18 protein-coding genes and 2 pseudogenes are annotated in these 21,956 nt (G+C 70.4%); 16 read left to right on the forward strand and 4 right to left on the reverse strand.

Annotated elements, in window-relative coordinates:
• The first annotated feature begins 122 nt into the window (after nt 1-122).
• Complete coding sequence (locus GTR02_RS02975; RefSeq protein WP_166605994.1) at nt 123-1,013, forward strand: LysR substrate-binding domain-containing protein; 891 nt, start codon at nt 123-125, stop codon at nt 1,011-1,013.
• On the opposite strand, the gene GTR02_RS02980 is transcribed toward GTR02_RS02975, so the two are convergent.
• Nucleotides 942-2,099: a GGDEF domain-containing protein gene (locus GTR02_RS02980; protein ID WP_166605995.1), complete on the reverse strand. Its 1,158-nt coding sequence runs from the start codon at nt 2,097-2,099 to the stop codon at nt 942-944. The genes GTR02_RS02975 and GTR02_RS02980 overlap by 72 nt on opposite strands.
• Nucleotides 2,100-2,199: 100 nt before the next feature.
• On the opposite strand from GTR02_RS02980, the gene GTR02_RS24135 reads away from it, so the two are divergent.
• From GTR02_RS24135 to GTR02_RS03000, 4 genes are all read left to right on the forward strand, one after another.
• Entirely contained in the window at nt 2,200-4,212 is a 2,013-nt protein-coding gene (locus tag GTR02_RS24135) for a diguanylate cyclase domain-containing protein (protein WP_166605996.1), read from the forward strand.
• Entirely contained in the window at nt 4,209-7,544 is a 3,336-nt protein-coding gene (locus GTR02_RS02990) for a PAS domain S-box protein (RefSeq protein ID WP_166605997.1), read from the forward strand. The genes GTR02_RS24135 and GTR02_RS02990 overlap by 4 nt, the downstream gene beginning before the upstream one ends.
• 215 nt (nt 7,545-7,759) lie before the next feature.
• Complete coding sequence (locus GTR02_RS02995) at nt 7,760-9,385, forward strand: phospholipase D family protein (protein WP_205708537.1); 1,626 nt, start codon at nt 7,760-7,762, stop codon at nt 9,383-9,385.
• A 51-nt stretch (nt 9,386-9,436) separates the two neighbouring features.
• Nucleotides 9,437-10,171 carry a hypothetical protein gene (locus GTR02_RS03000; RefSeq protein WP_166605998.1) on the forward strand — a complete coding sequence of 245 codons (735 nt, stop codon included), beginning with the start codon at nt 9,437-9,439 and terminating at the stop codon, nt 10,169-10,171.
• Nucleotides 10,172-10,242: 71 nt separating this feature from the next.
• On the opposite strand, the gene GTR02_RS03005 is transcribed toward GTR02_RS03000, so the two are convergent.
• Nucleotides 10,243-11,310, reverse strand: a complete 1,068-nt coding sequence (locus GTR02_RS03005) for an alcohol dehydrogenase catalytic domain-containing protein (protein WP_166605999.1) — start codon at nt 11,308-11,310, stop codon at nt 10,243-10,245.
• 110 nt (nt 11,311-11,420) lie between these two features.
• Between GTR02_RS03005 and GTR02_RS03010 the strand changes: the two genes are divergently transcribed.
• The gene (locus tag GTR02_RS03010) at nt 11,421-11,996 is read left to right on the forward strand and encodes a TetR family transcriptional regulator (protein WP_166606000.1); all 576 of its coding nucleotides are present in this window, start codon (nt 11,421-11,423) and stop codon (nt 11,994-11,996) included.
• A gap of 40 nt (nt 11,997-12,036) precedes the next feature.
• Here GTR02_RS03010 and GTR02_RS03015 read toward each other — a convergent pair whose 3' ends face one another.
• Complete coding sequence (locus tag GTR02_RS03015) at nt 12,037-12,507, reverse strand: MarR family transcriptional regulator (protein WP_166606001.1); 471 nt, start codon at nt 12,505-12,507, stop codon at nt 12,037-12,039.
• A gap of 121 nt (nt 12,508-12,628) precedes the next feature.
• Between GTR02_RS03015 and GTR02_RS03020 the strand changes: the two genes are divergently transcribed.
• The 8 genes and pseudogenes from GTR02_RS03020 to GTR02_RS03045 all read left to right on the forward strand — a co-directional run bounded on the left by GTR02_RS03020 (nt 12,629) and on the right by GTR02_RS03045 (nt 20,495).
• Nucleotides 12,629-13,855 carry an FAD-dependent monooxygenase gene (locus GTR02_RS03020; protein WP_166606002.1) on the forward strand — a complete coding sequence of 409 codons (1,227 nt, stop codon included), beginning with the start codon at nt 12,629-12,631 and terminating at the stop codon, nt 13,853-13,855.
• 283 nt (nt 13,856-14,138) lie between these two features.
• Nucleotides 14,139-14,861, forward strand: a complete 723-nt coding sequence (locus tag GTR02_RS03025) for a hypothetical protein (protein WP_166606003.1) — start codon at nt 14,139-14,141, stop codon at nt 14,859-14,861.
• Nucleotides 14,862-14,868: 7 nt separating this feature from the next.
• A pseudogene (locus GTR02_RS24855) lies at nt 14,869-15,039 on the forward strand (helix-turn-helix transcriptional regulator); the annotation flags it as partial.
• Nucleotides 15,040-15,183: 144 nt separating this feature from the next.
• Entirely contained in the window at nt 15,184-15,996 is an 813-nt protein-coding gene (locus GTR02_RS03030) for an ImmA/IrrE family metallo-endopeptidase (RefSeq protein WP_338073545.1), read from the forward strand.
• 148 nt (nt 15,997-16,144) lie between these two features.
• Complete coding sequence (locus GTR02_RS03035; RefSeq protein ID WP_166606005.1) at nt 16,145-17,815, forward strand: DUF262 domain-containing protein; 1,671 nt, start codon at nt 16,145-16,147, stop codon at nt 17,813-17,815.
• A gap of 727 nt (nt 17,816-18,542) precedes the next feature.
• Nucleotides 18,543-18,839, forward strand: a pseudogene (locus GTR02_RS24860) (SLATT domain-containing protein); the annotation flags it as partial.
• Nucleotides 18,827-19,117 (forward strand): hypothetical protein, encoded by a 291-nt coding sequence (locus tag GTR02_RS24865; RefSeq protein ID WP_420814683.1) that lies wholly within the window; start codon nt 18,827-18,829, stop codon nt 19,115-19,117. The pseudogene GTR02_RS24860 and the gene GTR02_RS24865, both read left to right, overlap by 13 nt.
• Complete coding sequence (locus tag GTR02_RS03045; protein ID WP_166606007.1) at nt 19,110-20,495, forward strand: RNA-directed DNA polymerase; 1,386 nt, start codon at nt 19,110-19,112, stop codon at nt 20,493-20,495. The genes GTR02_RS24865 and GTR02_RS03045 overlap by 8 nt, the downstream gene beginning before the upstream one ends.
• A gap of 26 nt (nt 20,496-20,521) precedes the next feature.
• On the opposite strand, the gene GTR02_RS03050 is transcribed toward GTR02_RS03045, so the two are convergent.
• The gene (locus GTR02_RS03050) at nt 20,522-21,088 is read right to left on the reverse strand and encodes an XRE family transcriptional regulator (protein ID WP_166606008.1); all 567 of its coding nucleotides are present in this window, start codon (nt 21,086-21,088) and stop codon (nt 20,522-20,524) included.
• Nucleotides 21,089-21,249: 161 nt separating this feature from the next.
• Between GTR02_RS03050 and GTR02_RS03055 the strand changes: the two genes are divergently transcribed.
• Nucleotides 21,250-21,684 (forward strand): plasmid replication, integration and excision activator, encoded by a 435-nt coding sequence (locus GTR02_RS03055; protein ID WP_166606009.1) that lies wholly within the window; start codon nt 21,250-21,252, stop codon nt 21,682-21,684.
• Entirely contained in the window at nt 21,684-21,947 is a 264-nt protein-coding gene (locus tag GTR02_RS03060; RefSeq protein WP_166606010.1) for a hypothetical protein, read from the forward strand. Before GTR02_RS03055 ends, GTR02_RS03060 begins: the two co-directional genes overlap by 1 nt.
• Nucleotides 21,948-21,956: the final 9 nt, after the last annotated feature.

The raw sequence follows: 21,956 nt of genomic DNA on the forward strand, positions 1-21,956 counted from the left end.
AGGGGGCCGTCGGGGTGCTCGTCGTGGTGGGCATGGCTCCAGTCTCCGGCGGCGGTCCCCATGCGTCCAATGAATGTCGGGCATGCTTCCCATGACGCCGACTCATGCCGCAGACTCCTGCGGTGGACACGACGGTGCTGCGCTGGTTCCAGCAGGTCGCGGACGGGACGAGCGTCACGGACGTGAGCGCGCTCGAGCGCGTCAGCCAGTCGGGCGTCTCCCGCGCGCTGGCCCGGCTGGAGGACGAGGTGGGCACCCCGCTGCTGCGCCGTTCCGGGCGCTCGCTGCGGATGACCCGGGCCGGAGCGGCGTTCAAGCACCACGTCGACGTCGTGCTGCACGCCCTCGACGACGGGCTCGCCGCCGTCGACCAGGTGCTCGACCCCGAGACGGGCACCGTGACCCTGTCGTTCCAGCCCTCGCTGGGGTCCTGGCTCGTCCCCGAGCTGCTCGCCACCTTCCAGGTCGGGCACCCGCAGGTGCGCTTCGACCTGCGGCCGCTGCGCGACGAGGTCGTCGGCGCCGTGCGGGCGGACGGCGACGTGGACCTGGAGCTGACCACGGTCCGCCCGGCCGCGGGCGCCCTGCGCTGGCAGCGCCTGCTGCGGCAGCCCCTGCACCTCGCGGTGGGCCGGGACCACGCGCTCGCGGGCCGCCGCTCGGTGGCCTTCTCCGAGGCGGCCGCGCTGCCCTTCGTCGTCCTCCCGGCCACCTCGGAGCTGCGCGGCCGGTTCGACGACCTCTGCGCGGCCGCCGGCTTCCGGCCCGTCGTCGCCCACGAGTGCGGGGACCTGCCGACCGTGCGCGGGTTCGTCGCCGCGGGTCTCGGCGTGGCGGTCGTGCCCGTCGCGGTCGCGGGGACGGCCGTGCCGGCGGAGGCGGGCGTGCGCACGGTGGCGATCAGCGACCCCGCGGCGACCCGGGAGATCGGGCTGGCCTGGTCACCGCAGCGCCGGCTGCTGCCCGCCGCCGAGCGGTTCCGCACCCACGTCCTGGACCGCGCCCGCGGCTGAGGGGGGTGCGGCGGCACGGGCCCGCTTCGCGTCGTACATCGCCTGGTCGGCCCGCACGACGAGCGACTCCCACGCGGTCGAGGCGTCGTGCGACACCGCCCACCCGGCGCTGACGCCGACCACGACGCGGACCTCCCCGACGGCCACCGGCTCGCCCACGACCTGCCGGGCCCGCCAGGCCACGGCGGCGACGTCGGCCTCGTCGGCGACCGCGCGCAGCAGCAGCACGAACTCGTCGCCGCCCACGCGGGCGACGTGGTCGCCCGGGCGCACGACGGTCCGCAGGCGCTGGGCGACGCCGACGAGGAGGGCGTCCCCGACGGGGTGGCCGTGCGTGTCGTTGACGGGCTTGAAGGCGTCCAGGTCCAGGTAGAGCAGGGCCGTCCCGTGGCCGGGAGCGCCCTCCGCGAGGGCGTCGGGCACGACCTCCTCGAGGCCTGCCCGGTTCAGCAGGCCCGTCAGGGGGTCGTGCGTCGACGCCTCGTGCAGCTGCTCCACCCGCAGGTGCTGCTCCGCCGCCAGGGCCGTGCGGCTCGCGGCGAGCTCGGTCGACAGGGCGCCCGCGTAGCGCAGGAAGACCAGGCCCGCGATGACGAGGGCGCCGCCCACCGTGGTGCCCGCGCCCACGGGCAGCGCCGTGGGGACGACGCCCGCCTGCACGCCGGCGAGGAGGGCGACCGAGCCCCCCACCATGACGACCGCGGCCGCGGCCTCGGTGCGCCGACCCGGCGAGCGAGGCAGCGTGATGAGCGACGTGCCGGCGATGATGACGGGGTAGAGGCTGGGCAGGGCGGAGCTGGCGACCCCGGCGGCGCTCAGCACGCCCACGAGCACCAGGCGCAGGACGGGGCGCCCCGCGGTGCTGCCGCGGTTCAGCAGCGCGACGACCGGCCGGGCGGACATCGACGTCGCGAGCGACCACGCGAGCAGCTGCGGCAGCAGCGGTTGCTCCGGCCCGCCGGCCGCGACGATCGCGTACCAGCCCACCGTCAGCAGCGCCGACACCGTGAGCATCTGCCGCGCGACGACCCACGCGTCGCGCAGCAGCGCGCCGACGCGTCCGGGCGGGGGCGACCGATGAGCCATGGCGGGTCATCGACGGCGGGGGCCTCGAGCTGAAGGCCCCAGGACCGGTCCGCGGCGGTTGTTCTCTCAAGTGCCGCCCCGGGCGTCCCGATGGGGGAGGGTGGACAAGGACGACTGGCTCGCCGTCGCGGCCGAGGCGGCCGGTGCACCCGTGGAGGTCCCGGGCCTGCACCGGACGCGCCCCGTGGGGGTCACGGCACCGCCGCAGGAGGCGGCCCGGCTGGCCGTCCTGCACGAGTACCGGCTGCTCGACGCCCCCGTCGACGACGAGCTGACCGCGGTCGTCCGCGCCGCCGCCCTGGTGGCCGGGGTGCCGCACGCGACCCTCAACCTCATCGACGAGCACCGCCAGTGCCAGCTCACCACCGTCGGCTTCGAGGGCAGCGACTCCGCCCGCGAGGACTCCATGTGCGCCCTGCACTTCCTCGACGGTGAGACCGTCGTCGTCCCCGACGCCGGCCGGGACGCCCGCTTCGCCGGCAACCCGTGGGTGGACGGCCGGCTGGCGGCCGTGCGCTTCTACGCCTCGACGCCGCTCGTCAGCCCGGGCGGTCACGCGCTCGGCTCGCTCTGCGTCTTCGACACCGTCCCGGGGCGGCTCACCGACGCGCAGACCGCGGTGCTGCGGGACCTGGCCGGCGTCCTCGTCAGCCTCTTCGAGCGCCGCCGGCAGGCCCGCTCCGCCGAACGGCAGGCGCAGGAGGCGGCCGAGGCCCGGGAGCTCATGGCCGTCGTGATGGGTGAGGCCGAGGAGCGCTGGGAGCTGAGCGAGGTCATCGCCGAGACGGTCGACGTCGGTCTCGCGGTCGTCGGGCCCGACGGCCGGCTGAGCATGCTGAACCGGACCGCGCGGGCGTGGCACGGGCTGGACGCCGACGCGGGCGTGGACCCCGCCGACCACGCGGGGGTGTACGCGCTGTTCGCGGCGGACGGCGTGACCCCGCTGGCGCCGGCGGACGTGCCGGTCCACCGCGCGCTGCGGGACGGGTCGGTGGACGGCCTGGAGATGGTCATCGCCCCGCACGGGCAGCCCCGGCGCACGGTCGTGTGCTCGGGCCGCACCATGCACCGCCCCGACGGCACGCTCCTGGGCGCCGTCGTCGCCATGAACGACGTCACCCGGGCCCGCGTCCGCGAGGCGGCGCTCGCCGAGGCGCACGACGCGCTGGCCGCGCACGCCACCCGGGTCGAGGCGCTGGCGCAGGCCTCGCGCGCGCTGTCCAGCGCCGAGGAACCCCGCGCGGCCGTCTGCGACGCCGTGCTGGGGCTCACCGGTGCCGACGCCGCCGTCCTGCTCGAACCCGACGCCGACGGCCGCCTGCGGACCAGTGCCCGGGCCGGCCTGCCCCTCCCGGCCGGCGCGTCCTCGGTCGACGTGCCGGCCCCCTGCGCGGACGTCTTCGCCTCCGGGCAGACGGTTTTCGTCGCGGACACGGGCTCCGCCGCCCGCTCGGGCGTCTGGCAGCCGGTGGTCCTCGCCGGCGGTCGCTGCGTCGGCGTGCTCGGCGTCTTCTTCACGACCCCGCTCACGTCGCCGCCCCCGCACGTCCTGCCCGTCCTGCAGACGCTGTCGGGCGAGGCCGCGCACGCCATCGAGCGCGCGGAACTCCTGCGGCAGCTGGCCGAGGCCGCCGAGGTCGACGCCCTCACCGGCCTCGCCAACCGCCGCCGCTGGGACGCCGCCGTGGCCGGGGAGATCCAGCGCGCCGAGCGCACCGGTGCGCCGCTGACCCTGGCACTCGTCGACCTCGACCACTTCAAGCGCTACAACGACACGCACGGCCACCTCGCCGGGGACGCCCTCCTGCGGGAGTTCGCGACGGCGGCGACCTCCTGCCTGCGCGGCATCGACACCCTCGCGCGCTGGGGCGGCGAGGAGTTCGTCGTCGCGCTGCCGAACTGCGTCGCCGCCGACGCCCGGGAGGTGGCCGACCGGATCCGGGCCGTGGTGCCGCACGGGCAGACCTGCACGGTCGGGATCGCGCAGTGGGCGCCGGGGCTGCAGGCCGCCGACGTCATCGCGCGCGCCGACCAGGCGCTCTACGGCGGTAAGCAGTCCGGGCGCGACGTCACCGTCGTGCACACGGCCGCGGTGAGCGGGGTCGGCGCGTGAGCGCGGCGGCGGTGCTGCGCAGCGCGGGTTTCGCCGCGGTGTTCAGCGCGGCGGTCCTCCTGGGCCGGCTGACGGTGATGGACGGGACCAGCCTCAGCCTCGTGTGGCCGGCGGCCGGGGTGGCCGTCGTCTGGTTCTGCGTGCAGCGCAGCGCCGGCACGCGCGTCCTCGACCTCGGGCTGCTGGCCGCGGCCACCTTCACCCTCAACGTCGTGACCGGGGCGCCCGCGGTGCTCGGGGGCGCGTTCGTCCTGGCCAACGTCGTGCAGGTCCTCGTGTTCGAGGCCCTGTTCCGGCGGTGGTGCCCGGACGCGTGGGGTGCGGGCGGGCTGGCACCGCTCACGGGTGCCGCGCAGCTGATGCGCCTGGTCACCGCCGCCACCCTGGCGACCGGCGCCGGTGCCCTCGTGGGTCCCACGGCGGTGTGGGCGGTCACCGGCACCTGGTCCTGGCTGAGCGCGGTGGTCTGGATGACCCGGAACACCGTGAGCATCCTGCTGATCGCGGGCACGGCGTTCCGGATCGGGTACCTCCTCGCCGCGGGCCGCAGCCGGCCGCGGGGGTGGCCGCGCGGGTGGCGGGCCGTGGAGTCCACCGCCGTCCTCGTCTGCTCGGTGCTCGGCTACGGCCTGGTGTTCGGCGTCCTCGACGGGCTCCCCGTCGTGTTCCCCCTCATCGCGCTGACCGCGTGGGTGGCGCTGCGCTTCGACACCACCGTCGTCCTCGTGCACGGGCTGGTCGTCGGCACGGCGGCCGTGCTGCTGACGCTCGCCGGTCAGGGTCCGTTCGCGCTCGTCGTCGACGACCCCACCCGCGCCGTCGTGGTGCAGGTCTACGTCGGCGTGCTGACGGCGGTCGGCCTGGCCCTCGCCCTGGGCCGCGACGAGCGCGACGCGCTGCTGGCCCGGATGGCCGACGTCGCCGCGGTCAGCCGGCGGCTGGCCGCGGAAGCGGCTGCGGCCCAGGCCCGCGCGGAGCAGCAGCAGGAGCGCGCGGAGGCCGCCGCCGCCGACGCCGAGGCGCGCGGGGAACTCGCGCAGGCGGTGCTGGAGTCCGTCGACGTCGGCATCGTGGTGGCGGGCGCCGACGGACGCCTGCTGATGTTCAACCGGGCCGCGCAGGAGTTCCACGGGCTCGACGCCGACGCGGACCTCGACCCGGCCGAGCACGCCGGCCGCTACGACCTGTTCGACGCCGACGGGGTCACGCCGCTGGCGCCCTCGCGGGTCCCCCTCGCGATGGTCCTGCGCCACCGCACCTTCGCGGGCGCGGAGATCGTCATCGCGCCGAGCGGCCGGCCGCCGATCATCGTGACGTGCTCGGGTCGCCGCATGACGCGGGCCGACGGCACCCCCCTGGGCGCCGTCGTGGCCATGACCGACGTCACCGCCCAGCGGCAGGCACAGCGCGCGCTCGAGGCCGCGCGCCGCGAGGCCGCCGAGCAGGCGGAACTCCTGCAGCTGATCTTCGACAACGTGAGCGACGGCATCCGGGTCCTGGACCGCGACGGTGAGATCCGGCTCAACAACGCCGCCGTGCAGCGCATGCTCCTCGTGCCGGGGCCCGGGGGGACGTCCGCCTGGGGCCCCGACTACGGCTACTTCCACGCCGACGGCGCGCGCCCCGTGGCCCGGGAGGAACTCCCGCTGGTCCGGGCGATGAGCGGTGACCCCGTCGACGACATGGTCATGGTGGTGCGCAACGAGCTGTGCCCGGCGGGTGCGGTGCTGTCGATCTCCGCACGTCCGCTGCCGGGGGCCGACGGCCCGCGCGGTGCCGTCGCGGTGTTCCGCGACGTCACGCGCGAGACGCGGCAGCGTGAGGCGCTGCGCCGCAGCGAGGCGGAGCTGCAGCGGGCGTTCGAGGCCTCGCTCGTCGGCAACGTCCACCTCGCCCTCGACGGCACCGTCCTGCGCATCAACGCGGCCGGGGCCGCGGTGCTCGGGAGGACGCCCGAGGAGGTGGTGGGCCGCGACTGGGCCCGGTTCATCCACCCCGACGACCTCCCGGCGCGCCGGACCGCGGTGCGGGCCGTCCTCGACGGCGAGGAGCAGGCCGCCACCGGTCTCGTGCGTCACCGGCACCGCGACGGGCGCACCGTGCACAGCCAGGTCAGCACCGTCGTCGTGCGCGACGAGGACGGCCGGCCCCTGCACGCGGCGAGCCAGCTGGTCGACGTCAGCGCCCGCGTCGCCGCGGAGGACACCCTGCGCCGTCAGCGCGACGTCTACGCCCGCCTGCTGCGCGCCCTGAGCGACCTGGGCGAGGGCGTCCTGGTCGAGCACGGCGAGCAGGTCACCTACGTCAACGACGCCTTCGCCCGGCTCAGCGGCCGCAGCAGCGCGACGCTCCTGCGGCTGCCGACGTCGCTGCTGCTGGTGCCGGACGGCGAGCACGAGGCGTGGACGGCCCGCAAGGAGCCGCGAGCGGGGTCGGCCGGCCCCGTGGTGACGGCCCTGCGCCGCCCGGACGGGAGCACGGTGCCGGTCGAGGCCAGCACCGTCCGGCTCGCGGAGGCGGGTGACGCCACGCTGACGATCGTGCGCGACCTGTCGGGTCGGGTGCGCGACCAGGCGGCGCTGGCCGCGACCCGCGAGCAGCTCGGGCTCGCGGCGCGCGCCGGCGACGACCTCGTGGCGAGCCTGGACCGGGACCTGCGGCAGCCGCTGTCCACCACGACGGAACTGGCTGCGCTGCTGCTGGACACGTGGCACGAGCTGTCCGAGGAGGAGAAGCGGCACCACCTGACGCGCATCCGGCGGGCCGGGCAGTGGGCGGACGACCTGCTCGACGACATCCTCACCACGGCCCGGCTGGACCGGGGTTACCCCGTCCCCGGTCCCGAGCGCGTGCACGTCCCGGCCCTCGTGGCCGACCTCCTCGACCGCCTCGGGGCCGACGCCGGCGCGGTGGACACCGCAGCCGTGCAGGACGTCACCGTGCTCGCCGACCGCGGGCACGTCGAGCGGATCGTCTCGACGCTGCTGCGCAACGCGCTGGAGCACGGCCGCCCACCCGTGCGGGTCCTCGCGCGCCGCCGGGGCGAGGAGGTCGCGGTGGAGGTGGTGGACGCGGGCGACGGCGTTGCGCCGCAGCACGTCCCGCAGCTCTTCGCCCGCTCCGGCCGGTCCGCCGGGACGCACGAGGGGCGCACGGGGCTGGGCCTCGGGGTGGCCCGCGCCCTCGCGGTCGCGGGCGGCGGCGACCTCACCCACCGCGCGGCCGCCTCGGGTGCCGCGTGGTTCACCCTGACCCTGACCGCTGCGGGGCCGGTCGGGAACTCCGGTGGCGGGCTCCTCGACCGGACGCCGGCGGAGGCCGCGCGGCCGTGAGGGGACCGGGCGACGGGCGCGAGTAGCCGGGCCGCGCGCGACGTGGCACGGTGGTGCGCGAGTGGAGACCCCCGCCGACGCACCCCGCGGAAGGTCCGCCCCCGTGTCCCTCGCCCCAGACCGCTCCCGCGCGCACACCCGCCGGTCGGCGGCGCCCGCTCCGCCGGTGCCGGGGTCCTCGTCCCGTGCGCACCCGAGGCGATGAGCGTGGTGCGGTGAGCGTGGGGCGAGACCGCGCCGCCCACTGGTTCCTCACCGCCCGCGAGCGGGGGAACGACGCCACGCGGTTGCCGGCCTGGAGCACCGGGAACCGCGTGCGGGCGCTCGTCGACGGCGCGGAGTACCTCGGGACGCTCGCCGCCGCGCTGGCGGACGCGGGCCGCGGCGACCGCGTGCTCTTCGCGGACTGGCAGGGTGACCCCGACGAGCGGCTCACCGACGACGGGCCCACCATCGCGGACGCGCTGACGGCCGCCGCCCGTCGCGGCGCGGTCGTCGAGGGCCTGGTGTGGAGGTCCCCCTGGGACTGGCAGCGCCTCGTGCCGTCCCGCAACCGCCACCTCGCCCAGCGGGTGCGCGGCGGCGCGGAGGTGCTGCTGGACCAGCGCGTGCGCAGCCTCGGCAGCCACCACCAGAAGTTCGTCGTCGTCCGCCACGCCGACCGGCCCCACGACGACGTGGCCTTCGTGGGCAGCCTCGACCTCGCGCACAGCCGCCGCGACGACGCCGACCACCGCGGGGACCGGCAGCGCATGTCCTTCGGCGGCCGCTACGGCCGGCACCCGTCCTGGCACGACGTGCACACCGAGGTCCGCGGACCGGCCGTGGCCGACGTCGAGACGGTGTTCCGGGAACGGTGGGAGGACCCCGCGCCGCTGTCCCTGCTGCCGTGGCAGGTGGTCTCCGACGTGGTGCGGCGGACGCTGCGCCGCGTCGTCCACGGCCCCGCCACCACGCCCGCCGAGGGGCCGCGGCCCCCCTCGGTCACGACGGCCGGACCGTCCGCCGCGGCGGTGCAGCTGCTGCGGACGTACCCCCCGCGCCGACCCCGGTACCCGTTCGCGCCCGACGGGGAGCGGAGCATCGCCGCCGGCCACGCCAAGGCGCTGCGCCGGGCCCGGCGGCTGGTCTACCTGGAGGAGCAGTTCCTCTGGTCGGAGGAGGCCGTGCGGCCGTTCGCGGCGGCGCTGCGCCGCACGCCCGGGCTGCACCTGGTCGTGCTCGTGCCGCGGCACCCGAAGCGGGGTGGCGTCGCGGCGGTTCCCCTGCTGCACGGGCAGGTGCGTGCGCTGCGCGTCCTGCGCGCCGCCGGCGGCGACCGGGTCTCGGTGTTCGACCTCGAGAACGAGCGGGGAGAGCCGATCTACGTGCACGCCAAGGTCACCGTCGTCGACGACGTGTGGGCCTGCGTGCGCAGCGACAACCTCAACCGCCGCTCCACGAGCCACGACTCCGAGCTGTCCGTCGCCGTGCTCGACCAGGACGTCGACCACCGCGAGCCCGTCGACCCCGCGGGCCTGGGCGACGGGGCCCGGGTGTTCGCCCGCGACCTCCGGCTGCGACTCCTGCGGGAGCACCTGGGACGCAGCGGTGGGGGTGGCGGGGACGCGGACCTCCTCGACCCCGTGGCGGCCGTGGAGGTGCTGCGGCGCAGTGCCGCCGCGCTGGACGGCTGGCACGAGGGGGGACGACGCGGCCCGCGGCCGCCCGGCCGGTTGCGCCGGCACCGCGACCCCGTCCTGCGGCGCGGGCCGTCGCTGCTCGCCGCGCCCGTCCAGCGCCTCGTCCTGGACCCGACGGCGGCCGCCGCGGGCGCGCGCCCACCGGCGCCCCTACGCTGACCCGCGCGCCGACGTCCGGTCCGCGACGACACGACCACGAGGGAGCACGCCGTGGCCAGGAGCCCCGCCGTCACCGACGCCCAGATCAGCCGCGCCCTGGGCGTCTACGCCGGGATGGTCGCCCACGTGCTGACCGACCCGCAGCGGTGGCTGGGCCTCGACGAGGACCCGCCGCCGTCCGCGCCCTTCCCCCGCAAGGCGTTCGACGCCCTGAAGGACCGCGCCCTGGGTGACGTCACCCCCGCGTCGGCGGGCTGGGGCGGCCAGCCGGTGCAGAAGCGCGTCGACTGGTGGGTGACGCGCATCGGCATCAGCGCGGGCCTCGCCGCCGCGACCCCCCGCTTCGCCGGCGCCCTGAGCGACCGGATCCCGCTGCAGGCCGCCCTCGGTGCCTCCGCGGCCGGCCTGGCCGTCTGCGCGACCGCCCGCGAGCACGGACGCACGGCCCCGGCCGACTGGGTGCCGCTGCTGGCCCGGGTGCTGTTCGAGCGCGAGCTGCCGCCCGCGCCCGTCCCCGGCGACGAGGAGCTGGAGCAGGAGCTCGCGCGCGACCAGGCGCCCGCGGAGGACGGCGCCCTCGCGGGGGCCCAGCGGGCCGCCCGCACGGTGTGGCAGCTCGCCCGCGCCCTGTTCGGCGTGCAGGGCCTGCTCGACGAGCGCCCCCGCGGCAGCCTGCTCACGCGGGCGATCGGCAAGCTGCCCGTCGTCGGGATCGCCGGCGGGTGGCTCGACGAGCGGGGCGGCATCCGCAAGGCCTCGAAGGAGACGGCGAAGCTGCTGCGCTAGCCGGCGTCCACAGCGACGCGGGGGAGTCGTCTCAGCGGTCGCGGACCCCTTGCGCTGCCGCCGCGACCTCCTCAGCCGACCGTGCCCCGGGGCGTGCCGGGCGCCGGCAGGTCGGAGAGGTCGAGGGTGAAGCGGTAGCGCACGTCCCCCGCCGCCAGGCGTCGCAGGGCGGTGTTCACCTCCGCTGACGGGAGGACCTCGACGTCGGCCGTGATGCCGTGGCGACCGGCGAAGTCCAGCAGGTCCTGCGTCCCGCGGTGCCCACCGCTGCCCGCGGAGGCGAGCGACTTCCGCCCGACCAGCAGGTCGAGGGTCTCGACCGTCGTCGTGCCCAGGTGCCCGAGCGAGCACAGGGTCCCGTCGAGGGCCAGCAGCCGCAGCAGGGGAGCCAGGTCGTGCGGCGCCGGGACGCAGTCCAGGACCAGGTCGCACGAACCCTCGGCGGCCGCCATCGCGGCCGGGTCGGCGGAGACGAGGGTGCGCTGGGCCCCCAGCCGGCGGGCGTCGGCGGCCTTCGCGGCGGACGTCGTCACGGCGGTCACGTCGGCGCCCAGGGCGGCGGCGAGCTTGACCGCCAGGTGCCCCAGCCCGCCGAGCCCGACGACGCCGACCCGGGTGCCGGGCCCGACGCCCCAGCGCCGCAAGGGTTCCCACACCGTCACGCCGGCGCACATCAGCGGGGCGACGCCGGCCGGATCCAGGTGGGCGGGGCGGTGGTGGGCGAACCGTTCCCGCACCACGTACTCGCCCGCGAAGGCGCCCTGCGTGAGCGTGCCGTCGTGCCGGTCGGGTCCGCCGTAGGTGAGGGTCGGGAAGCGGCGGCAGTAGTTCTCCTGCTCGACCGCGCACATGTCGCACGTCCCGCAGGAGTCGACGATGTTGCCCACCGCGACCGGGTCGCCGACCGCGAACCCGCGCACCGCCGACCCCGTCGCGCTGACGTGGCCGACGAACTCGTGGCCGGGCACCAGGGGGAACGTGCCTGCGGGGTCGCGCAGGGCGTGCAGGTCGCTGTGGCACACCCCGCAGTGCGTGACCGCCACGGCGAGGTCGTCGGGGCGCAGGTCGCGGCGGACGATCTCCGCGCGCTCCAGGGGGACGCCGGGGGCCGGGGCTCGGTACGCGGTCGTGGTGCGCACGGGTCTGCTCCTGAGGTTCTCGGTGAGGCAACCAACTGGTTGGTAGCCCGACGATAACCTGCCTCGGGGTATGGAGCAACCAACCGGTTGGTAGCGGCTAGGCTGTGGCGGTGCGGGATGCAGGAGCGACACGACGACGGCTGCTGGAGGCGGCGACGGCGGAGTTCGCGGCCCACGGGATCGCGGGGGCGCGCGTCGACCGCATCGCGGCGGCCGCGCGCTCCAACAAGGCGCAGATGTACGGCTTCTTCGGCAGCAAGGACGGCCTGTTCGACGCCGTCCTGGCCGAGCACTTCGAGCTGATCGTCGACGCCGCACCGCTGGACGGGGCCGACCTGCCCGGGTACGCGGTCGCCCTGTACGACGCCTACCTCGCGCACCCCGAGGTGGTCCGCCTCGCGACCTGGTCCCGGCTCGAACGGCACCCGGTGGGGGACCTGTTCGCGGACGGCGTCGACCACGGCGCTCCCAAGGTGGCGGTCGTCGCGGCCGCCCAGCGCGACGGCCACGTCGACCCGGCGCTCGACCCCGGCGACGTCCTGTCCCTCGTCGTGGGGATGGCGACGACGTGGAGCCCGGCGAGCATCCTGCTCGCCGCGGGGCCGGACGAGGCGGCGGCGGTGCACGACCGTCGCCGCGAAGCCCTCGCGGCCGCGGTGCGCCGGGCCGTCACGACCGGGTCGTGACGGGAGCCTCGGAGCGCGCTCGCCTGCAGGACAACGGGTCTCAGCCGCCTGACGTCGCGCGGCGCTGCCGGTCCTCCTCCGCGCCGTAGAGGTCGGCCATCGACCGCAGGAACCACGCGATCCGCTCCAGGTCCTCGGCGGTGGCGCCGCCGAGCAGTTCCTCGACCGCGTCGAGGAGGGGGCGGAAGCGGCGGTCGGCCTCCGCGGCCGTCGCCTCGGCCGCGGAGACCACGACCTTGCGCCGGTCGGAGGCGTGCTGCGTGCGCTGCAGGTGGCCGGCGCCGTCGAGCCGCTTGAGCGCCTGCGTCGTCGCCGCGGTCGAGATCCCCACGGCCCTCGCGACCTCGGTGGGCGTGCTCGGGCCGCGGGCGATGAGCTGGTAGACGACGTCCAGGCTCGTGCGGTCGATGCCCAGTCCGTCCGCCACGGCCCGCTCGAAGCGCTGCTGGCGCACCGACATCCGCTGCAGCAGCTCCATCAGCTCGTGCACCTGCGCGTCCTCCGCGGCCACCTGACCACCCCCGTCCTCTCGGGCGCGACCGACTCCGCCGCACCGACCCGCGTGATCGGCGTCAGCCTCTCACCTCCGCTCATTAGTTGCACGGATTGACAACCGAGTTTATGGTCCTGCCATGCCCTCCTCCCGCACCGCCCTCATCGCCGGCGCGAGCATCGCCGGCCCCGCCCTCGCCCACTGGCTGTCCCGCTACGGCTGGGACGTCACCGTCGTCGAGCGCGCCCCTGCCCCCCGCACGGCGGGGCAGAACATCGACGTCCGCGGCGTGGGCGCCGTGGTCCTCGAGCGCATGGGCGTCCGGGACGCCGTCGCGGCGCTGCGCACGGGGGAGGTCGGCGCCTCCTTCATCGGCCCGGGCGGCCGCGTCGTGGGCGCGTTCCCCGCCGACGGCAGCCGCGTCGACGGCGCCACCGCTGAGCTCGAGATCCTGCGCGGTGACCTGTCCCGCGTCCTCGTCGAACCGACCGCGGGTCAGGTCGAGTTCGTGTACGGCGACCGCGTCGTCGCCGTCGACGACCCGGGCGCACGGGGAACGCCCGAGCGCGCCACGGTGCACCTGGAGTCGGGTCAGACCCGCCGGGCCGACGTGGTCGTCGCGGCCGACGGCCTGTCCTCCGGCACGCGGGAGGTGCTCGGCTTCCGCTCCGGCGTGCGGTACATCGGGCTGGAGTCCTCGTACTTCACCATCGCGCGGACCGCGCAGGACGACGACTGGTGGCGCTGGTACAACCCGGGCCGCGGCCGCTCCGTGCAGCTCCGGCCGGACCCCTACGGCGGCATCCGCGCCGTGCTGTCCTCGCTCGTGCCCGCGGCCGTCGCCGCGAACGCCCCGCGCCGCAGCCGGTCCCAGCAGGTCGCGCACCTGCGGGCCGAGTTCGCCGACGCCGGCTGGGAGACCGCGCGGGTCCTGGACGGGCTCGACGCGGCCGAGGACCTGTACTTCGAGCACCTGGGCCAGGTGAAGGCGCCGCAGTGGTCGCGGGGGCGGGCGGTGCTGGTGGGCGACGCCGCGCACTGCGCGTCCCCGCTGAGCGGCATGAGCACGACGCTCGCGCTCACCGGCGCGTACGTGCTGGCGGGGGAGCTGGCCGCCCGCGAGGACCACACCGACGCCTTCGCCGCCTACGAGCGGCGGATGCGCCCCTTCGTCGAGCAGGCCCAGAAGCTCCCGCCCTTCGGCCCCCGGCTCGCGACGCCCGTGACCCGGTTCGGCGTCGCGGCCTTCGCCGCGGCCGTCAGGGTCATCTCGACCCGGCCGCTGCGGACCCTCGGCGACCGCTTCGCCTCCCGCCCCGCCGACGCCATCGACTTGCCCGACTACGGGCACCTGCTGGTCCGCTGATGGGTAAGAAGGCCTGTCTGGCAACGGATGTCACCCGCGGTGCGTCGAGCGAGTGTCAGGTCAGCAGCGTCGCCGTCCGCTGATCAGACTGACGTCACGGTGTCGATCACGCACGTGGAGTCCGTGTCGGCGGCGACTGCTCTGATGGGGGAAGGGGGGTGCCTGCGACAGGCGCCCGCAGCCGCCTGAGCTTGGCGGCGTGTCTGCTTGCCCCCGGACCAACGAGCACTTATGGTTTTGGTACCTCAAGTGAGGTGCCGATCTCATAAGCTCGGGAGTGTGCATGACGGTCAGTGATTCGCAAGGTGGGCGCGATGACGAATGGCAGCGTCAGCAGGAGGACCGCGCGAGGCGGGAATCTGAGCGGAGGCGTCTGTCGCCATTCCGTCTCACCACCGAGATGTGCCATCAGGTCTGTGCGGCGGCACTCGTCGAGTACCGGAGTGCACCTTCGCGCGGCTCAGCCAATGGGCCTGGGACCTACGCCTACCAGGGCGGGCTCTCAGAGCTGACTGACCAGCTCGAAGATGTTGGATACCTGCGTGATGACGTCCTGAATCTTCCCGTCTTCATCAACGAGGATCTCGGACGGGCCATGCTGTTCACCTCTGGCGATGAGCTGACGGGCACTGTCGTCAAGGGACAGGCGCCTTCGACGAAGTACCCCAAGGGCGGGGTTACGCACCGGTTGATCCAGGGTAACCGTCGTCCTGGTCAGGATGTGCTTGGCTCGAGCGTCTCCTTCGAGGCTCTCCGCTCGGATTACGAGAGGCGGAGCGAGGAGATCAGTCAGCTATTGGAAAAGCTACAGGTCTATGTCTACCTCATGCATTTTGATCTGCACACCATGCAGATTCGCCATGAGATTTCATTGCCTCGCCCACGGCAAGGAGACGGGTATGTGAAGTCTTGGCTCGAGCGGAACTTGATCTCCGCGTATCCTATTGGGCCTGAGGAAATCCGTGGCGGAGAGACCGAAGTTAACTTTCCGGTTGACCCTCTGTAAGTGGGGAGTGAAATTGATCGAGCCATCGCGCCTAGTTCTTGCTAGAAAGCGCGCCGGGCTCACGGCATCGGCCCTTGCTCGGCTCGTGGATGTTACACCGCAAAGCATTCACAATTATGAGGCGGGGCGTCAAAGTCCTAGTGAAGAGACGTTGGGCCGCATTGCGGGCGCCTTGACGCTTCCGGAAAGCTTCTTTCGTCTAGGCCCTGTCTCTGACATAACAGCGGATGAAGTCTCTTTCCGTGCGCGAACTAAGATGGCGTCGCGTGTTCGAGGCATGGCGATATGTTCCGCCCAACTTGCTGTCGAAGTACGGGACTACGTGCTGTCGAATTTCAAAGTTCCGTCGGTCGATGTGCCCTATATCGAGCAGGACATGGAACCCGCCCTTGCCGCAGACTACGTTCGTTCGCGCTGGGGTTTGGACCGTCATGCTCCTGCACCCAACATGGTGCATCTGTTGGAGTCAAAGGGCGTGGCAGTGTTCTCGCTGCCGCCACTCGGTGAGCACCTTGATGCCTTTGCGTTCTGGCGTAATGACGAACCGTTCGTGCTACTAAACCTGCAGAAGAGCGCCGAGCGGGGTCGGTTCGACGCGGCTCACGAGCTGGGACATCTCGTGCTGCATCGAGATACCACCCGGCTCAACGGACGTGACATTGAGCGAGAAGCCAATGAATTTGCTTCAAGCTTCCTAATCCCAGCGACAGGAATTAACCGTCGCGTGCGTTCGAGCATCACCTTGGATCGAATACTGCAAGAAAAATCGTATTGGCGTGTTGCGGCCATGGCCATGGCCTATCGGCTGCATGCGCTTGGGTTGCTGTCCGATTGGTCCTATAGAAGTAATATTATTGCCTTGGGGCGCTTGGGTTATAGGACGGGTGAGCCGGCGGGCATGGAGCGCGAAAGATCGCTTCTCTTCCAAAAGGTCTTTGCGGCTAGCGGACGTGGTGCTGTAATCAAAGAAATGTCGAGCGAGACGGGACTTCCCTTAGGGGTGCTTGGAGAACTTACGTTCAGTGTTGAGCCGACTACCGTGCCCTCCTTGGGGGCGGCAAGCCCCAGCGCGAAGCGGATGGACGAAGTGAGCTCGGCGTGGCCTCGTCCGAAGCTAAAGGCCGTTGGCCACTGATCTACTGAAGCCCCGACGCGCTGTTTGGCTCAGCAATTTCCGCTCAAAAGTGCGCAAGTAGTGGCCAATGTGCACTTGCTTTATTCTTGACTTCCACTCTAGATGCCTCAAGCTCTCGTACTTCGGTGCATAACGAAGGGACGCACACATGGACGCCCGCAATCGCTCGGTCGCTGACTGGTTACCTAGACTTCGGAGTGGACAAGTCCAACTGCCCCGGTTCCAGCGCTTTGAAGCATGGGGTTACGGCCAGGTCAAGGCTCTCCTGGAGAGCATCATCAATGACCTCCCCGCCGGCGCTGTAACGGTTCTTGAGGTCGGTGATAACCCGCCCTTCAAGCATCGCGAGTTGGCGGGAGCTCCAGAATCAAAGGAGCGGCTCAATGAATTGCTTCTCGATGGGCAACAGCGCCTTACCGCGCTTTGGCGCAGTCTTACGGGTGACTATGAGGATCGGACGTACTACATCCTGTTGAATGAGGAAAGTAGTACAGACTACGGCGGCAGGGCAGTTGCGGCAGTTAAGCGCACTTACAAAGAGGGGAAGAAGTACCCCTTATGGGCTGATGACCCTGTGCAGTGCCTTGCTAAGGGCTATGTGCCGGCGACACTCTTGCTGCCGGAAACGGTTGGGGGGCCGCCACTTCAGGATTGGATCAAGGCGGCGACTAGCGGTGACGCCGCTCAAGGCATGGAGCTTATGGAATTGTTGACTAAGCTCCGAGGTAAGGTTAGCTCGTTCAATTTGCCGGCAATTTCCCTTCCAGTAGGTACGTCGAAGGCAACCGTCCTAGAAGTATTCACTCGCATCAACACCGGCCACACGCCGCTCAGTGCCTTCGATATCGTGACCACCGATGTTGAAGAGGCAGTAGGCGCATCCCTTCATGACCTACTCGACACACTTACGGGGACAGTGGCGGGCTTGAGTCGGTATGGCGATGTTCAAGACATCGTCTTGCGAACTGCTGCGCTCATGCAGAATCAAACTCCGGACCGGCCCAGCATTCTAGATCTGAACTGGAATCGAGTCGTGGATGAGTGGCCCTTGTTGGTCGATGGAGCACTCAAAGCCGTCGAATTCTTGGAGCAGGAGCGTTTGTTCGATGCGGCGCGCTTGCCTATCGTCACGCCGGTTCCGGCGCTCATTGCCCTTTGGTCCCAAACAAATGATTTGAAGCCAGATGCGGTGGGTGCTGCCCGCACCAACTTGCGGAAGTACCTCTGGCGTGCGTTCTTTACTGAGAGGTACGAGAGCTCTGCTCATACGCAAGTGATTAAGGATGTGCGTGAGCTTGGAGAGCTGCTTCACGGCAAGAGGTCGGCCGATAAGGTTGACATCTTCAACCTGCCCTTGCCCGCCAGCGATGAACTAGCAACGGCGGCTTGGCCAAAGAAGCGGGACCGCCTGGCGCGGAGCGTGTTGGCTGTGTCCCTCTATGGCTCAGCAATTGACTTGGCTGACGGCTCAAGCGTCAGCGCCGCCAGCCTGGGCCGGCGCGAGTACCATCACGTCTTCCCGGAAGGGTACCTCAAGAAGTTGGGCGAAAAGACTCCGTCTTCGCTCGCTTTAAATTGTGCCTTGATTACATGGCGCACAAATCGAACCATCAGCGACAAAGAGCCGTTGCAGTACATGAAGGAACGGTCGGAGGCCAGTAGCCTTGGTGACGAAGAGATTCTCTACCGATTGAAGACGCACGCTATTCCGTCAGCGCCGCTTTTGGCTAACGACTACAAGGCATTTTTGGACGAACGTCGTGAATTGGTCGAGGAAGCCATGAAGCAACTAACGGAGGGCATGCCGTTCAGTCCTTGAGGCGCTGGGTGGGGCCGAAACCGGCGCGCAGTGCCGCAGGCCGGCACCACCCCCTTGACGAAGTAGAGAGAGCGGAGAGGAGGTTCGCAGAGGGCGGCCAACCTATGCTGACAGAGCGCCGGCGTGCGGGTGGGGCGAGGCAGCTGCCGTCGTGTTGCCGTTGCAGTTGCCGTCAACCCGTAACGATCACCGACATAGGTGGAAGCCATCGCTGGGTGGCCACGTCCACTACTTCGCCGGCCTCTTCGTCCCGAAGCTTCGCGGAGACACTGGGCGCCCCACTGTCGCTCTCTTCGCTCCTCTGGACGAGTACGCACTCCTCCTAGCTCGTGCGAACCCGTAGTCACGCAGATGGAGACGCAGGCTAAGACTCTCCACCAGCGGTCAGCACGCCGGCGCCTGCGCGACCGATGTCGAGTCTCCTGCGGCCGCAGCTCGGTCACTGTGTCCGCACTTGTGCGCTGCCCTCAGCGTTGTCAGCGTCACAGCCCCAGCGCAAGACAGCCGAAGTTACCCGAAGTACTCACACGGCCACGATTTGCCTGTAGGGTGAGCGTTGGCGGTTCGGTTGCTTGCTCGATTGGGCAGAACTGATAATCTGCGGCGCAAGCCGTTCCTTCGGGAGACTCGATTTCACGGGTGGTGACTTGATTTGTTATTTGACCGGAAACGGTCAGCAGCCGAACCGCTGCTACAACCCGAGGGCTTGCTTGAGGCCATCAGCAATTTGGCCAAGCGGTCATATGACACCTACAAAGGTCGACTTGAGGCTCACAAGCGTTTGAGTGCTCGCGGAAGCGCCTGGAACACCGCTCTCGTCGCTCTTTCTCTAAGTACCGTTATCGCCTCCGTGGGACTGCTTAGCGATTCCAACATCTATGGACCCAAAGGCGATTCGCTTATTGTTTCGGTGTCAATCTTGATGCTAATAGTATCGCTCGTCATCTCAAGCGCGAATTATGGATCGCGCAGCGCGCGAATGGAAGAAAGTTACAAAAGAATCCAAAAGATATCGGTTCAGGCCGAGAATTTGAGGGATCTGGCGCTCGGGCCACCGAAGAAGAGTATCGAGTGGTTTTTGCCGACTACTACGCAGCTATTGACGGATCAGAGAATCATAGTGATGGCGATTACAGTCGCATTCTGCTTCGAGACGCGTCCGTCCAGTTGACTGCCGCCTCAGAAAAGCGTCATAAGCGCATTGCGGGCCGCCAAGCCGCACTCACGTACGCCCCCTACCTTTCCGTAGCGGCTGCCGCCTTATTCATTACTCCCTACATTCTCTGGCTTCTCGATGGCTGAACTTGAGCGAATTAGCGCAAGCGAGGCGTTCCGTTCGGCTACAACACAGAGGAACCTGCGCGAGATCTATCACCATCACGTCGCGGATAGCCGGGCCCGAGGGCGTGATGGTCTCGCTGGAGAGCACCTACTTAGTGGATTGCACCCTCTTTGCCGCCAGTTAAGTTTTTCCTTGCGCTCCGGCATGCAGGAGTTCACACAGTATCGAGAACTGCTGGCATCGAAGGGGGCGGGCAAGGCGCCTCGAGTGCTGTCCATACCCACCGCGCGGGATCGAATTGCACTCAAAGCCTTATCGCAGACCCTAATTAGGGTCTTTCCGGAAGCATCGGGCGTTATACCTCAGGTTCGAGTGCGCGAGGTGTCGACAGCCCTAAGTGAGGGCATGTTCGACTCTTTTGTTCGGCTGGACGTCAAAAACTTCTATCCCTCCATACCTCTATCTGAGATTCAACGGGCTCTCACGACGCGCATCCATACTGCTTCGCTGATCGACGTCCTCTCTCGGGCCGTTAGTACACCAACTGTGGCTGACCGTTCGCCTCGTCGAGAGCTAGCAAACTTGGTAGGGATTCCCCAGGGACTGTCCATATCGAACGTGCTGGCCGAGATTGTCGTAAACCCTATCGATTCCTACTTCAAATCTCGGACTGACCTGCACTACTTCCGATTCGTCGATGACGTTTTGATTCTGTGTGACCGAAACCTGGCTAGCGAACTAGCAGAGGAAGCCCGGTCTAGATTCGCAACCATTGGCCTTGAGACCCATCCCGTAAATGAACTAGGCAGCAAATCAACGGTGGGTGCCGTCAGTGATGGATTCGATTACCTTGGCTATCTATTCGGCGGCGGACACACATCGGTCCGCAAGTCCAGCATTTACAACGTCGAGTCAACGCTAGCTCGCGCTTTCACGCGGTACAAAAAAGACCTAGCCGAGTCGAACGGAGCGCTGCAGCGCGAACAGATTTTGAATCGCTGCCTCTGGACCGTGAACGTTACCGTCTCGGGGTGCATCTACAAGCGCTCAGCGCGAGGGTGGATGCATTATTTTAGGCAGATGGACGATTTGGTCCTAGTAAAAAGGCTGGACGCGACCCTGCGGCGATTTCATAAGCGCTTCCGCATGCCTAATACCTTTGAGCCAAAAACCTTCATGCGAACCTACTGGGCTATCCGGAACCCTAAAAATTCCCCTGCCGGCTACGTTCCTGATTTCGACGCGTACTCGACTGACAGAATGCGCAAACACCTGTCTGAAGTACTTGGAGAGAACGACGCCTACGAGATCGAGCCAATTGAGGTTGAGAGGCGTTTCAAAACTCATATTGACAGAATGGTAACCGAACTAGAACGTGATGTTGCGTCAGTCTCCTGACGGTCAAGCTTAGCTACTGGGTTGTGTTACATCACCGTGCGGTGGTAGCGGACCTCGGTGAGCTCGGAGCGCACGCAGGCGTCCAGGTGGCGCAGCGAGGAGCGGATGCGCGGGGCGATGCCGCCGTCCAAGCGCTCCTCGGCGTCCCGGGCGGCCACCTCGGCGCTGTCGGGGTCGGCCACGGCGATGCGCACCCGGCACCCGTCGCCGGCCTTGGCGACCAGTCGAGTGCCCAGGGCGGGGTAGAGCTCGGGCAGGAACTGCACGGCGTAGCCGAGCACGTCCACGGCGTGGCGGGCGTCGTCGATGAGGCGCGTCCACAGCGAGCTAGGAGCGTCGGCGCGGTGGGCGTAGGCGGCGACGACCTCGGCGGTGCTGCCAGCGCTGCTGTCGAGCCGAGCCTCGCTGGTGGGCCACAGGTAGGCCTCGTCCTCGGCGACGAGCTTGGCCACCGCCCAGCGGTGCCGCTGGTGCGGCACCCGGCCCTTGAGCCAGCGCTGCACCGTCTTCTCGTCCACGCCGGTCACCTTATGGACGTCCTCGACGGTCACGGTCGCACGCACCATCGCGCGCCGCAGGCGTTCGTTCTCCACGTCACCCTCCTCGCTGGGACGTTTTGACACTATCCCAGGGCGTCCCAAAACGTCCCACAGTGACGTTCGAACGTCCTTACGAAACCGGTGGACTCGGGATCACGGCGAGGAGCCGCTGAGGCAGGCCGCGGACACGAGCCGCTGACAACGAGGAGGACGACATGGCGATCCAGGGTGCGATCCCGCTGGGGCAGGACCTGGTGTTCCCGCACGGGGCGTACGTGGTGGGCGAGGTCGAGCAGGTGCAGGACTTCGACCGCCGCCAGGCCGGCGAGGTGGACACGCAGTCGCGCGACAAGAACACCGGGGAGCGGCTGTGGGCGGTGCGGGTGATGGACGCCGACCCGGAGGCTCGCCGCGGTCAGGCGGAGGTCGTGGTCAAGATCGCCGCGGAGCACCAGCCGGTGCCGCCGGCGCCGCTGCCTGGCCTGCCGTTCCGCCCGGTGGTCTTCGAGGGCCTGACGGCGACGCCGTACGTGGACACCAACCGTGCCCGGCCCCGGCTGGCGTGGTCGCTGAAGGCCACGGGCATGTCCGCCCCTGGCAAGAGCACCGCGGCGAGCACCGCCAAGGTCGACGCGGGGCGGGCTGCCTGATGCGGGCGGCGCACCTGCGCCATGCACGGGCGGAACGCAGCATCGCCGGGCAGATCGGTGCACTGCTGCGTTCCCGTCCCACCTCACAGACGCCGTATCGGGACCGTGCGACGTGGTTCGAGCGCAAGGCGCAGCTGTTCGGGCGCCTTGCCGAGCACTACGGCCAGGGCGACCCGCAGGAAGCGGCCGAGTGCCGCTACCTCGCCACCGTGGCCGCCGAGGAGGCGAGCCGGCTCCGCTCGGTCCAGGCGTTGGCTCGGTGATCGGCGCAC

Source organism: Kineococcus siccus, from assembly GCF_009906795.1.
In the GTDB taxonomy this organism is placed as follows: Bacteria; Actinomycetota; Actinomycetes; order Actinomycetales; family Kineococcaceae; genus Kineococcus; species Kineococcus siccus.

What these genes read in the sequence shown, in the direction of transcription:
- GTR02_RS02980 (WP_166605995.1), bottom strand. Translation starts at nt 2,099, where the DNA reads ATGGCTCATCGGTCGCCCCCGCCCGGACGCGTCGGCGCGCTGCTGCGC.
- GTR02_RS03020 (WP_166606002.1), top strand. Translation starts at nt 12,629, where the DNA reads ATGCCCTCCTCCCGCACCGCCCTCATCGCCGGCGCGAGCATCGCCGGC.
- GTR02_RS03025 (WP_166606003.1), top strand. Translation starts at nt 14,139, where the DNA reads ATGACGGTCAGTGATTCGCAAGGTGGGCGCGATGACGAATGGCAGCGT.
- GTR02_RS03035 (WP_166606005.1), top strand. Translation starts at nt 16,145, where the DNA reads ATGGACGCCCGCAATCGCTCGGTCGCTGACTGGTTACCTAGACTTCGG.
- GTR02_RS03045 (WP_166606007.1), top strand. Translation starts at nt 19,110, where the DNA reads ATGGCTGAACTTGAGCGAATTAGCGCAAGCGAGGCGTTCCGTTCGGCT.
- GTR02_RS03055 (WP_166606009.1), top strand. Translation starts at nt 21,250, where the DNA reads ATGGCGATCCAGGGTGCGATCCCGCTGGGGCAGGACCTGGTGTTCCCG.
- GTR02_RS03060 (WP_166606010.1), top strand. Translation starts at nt 21,684, where the DNA reads ATGCGGGCGGCGCACCTGCGCCATGCACGGGCGGAACGCAGCATCGCC.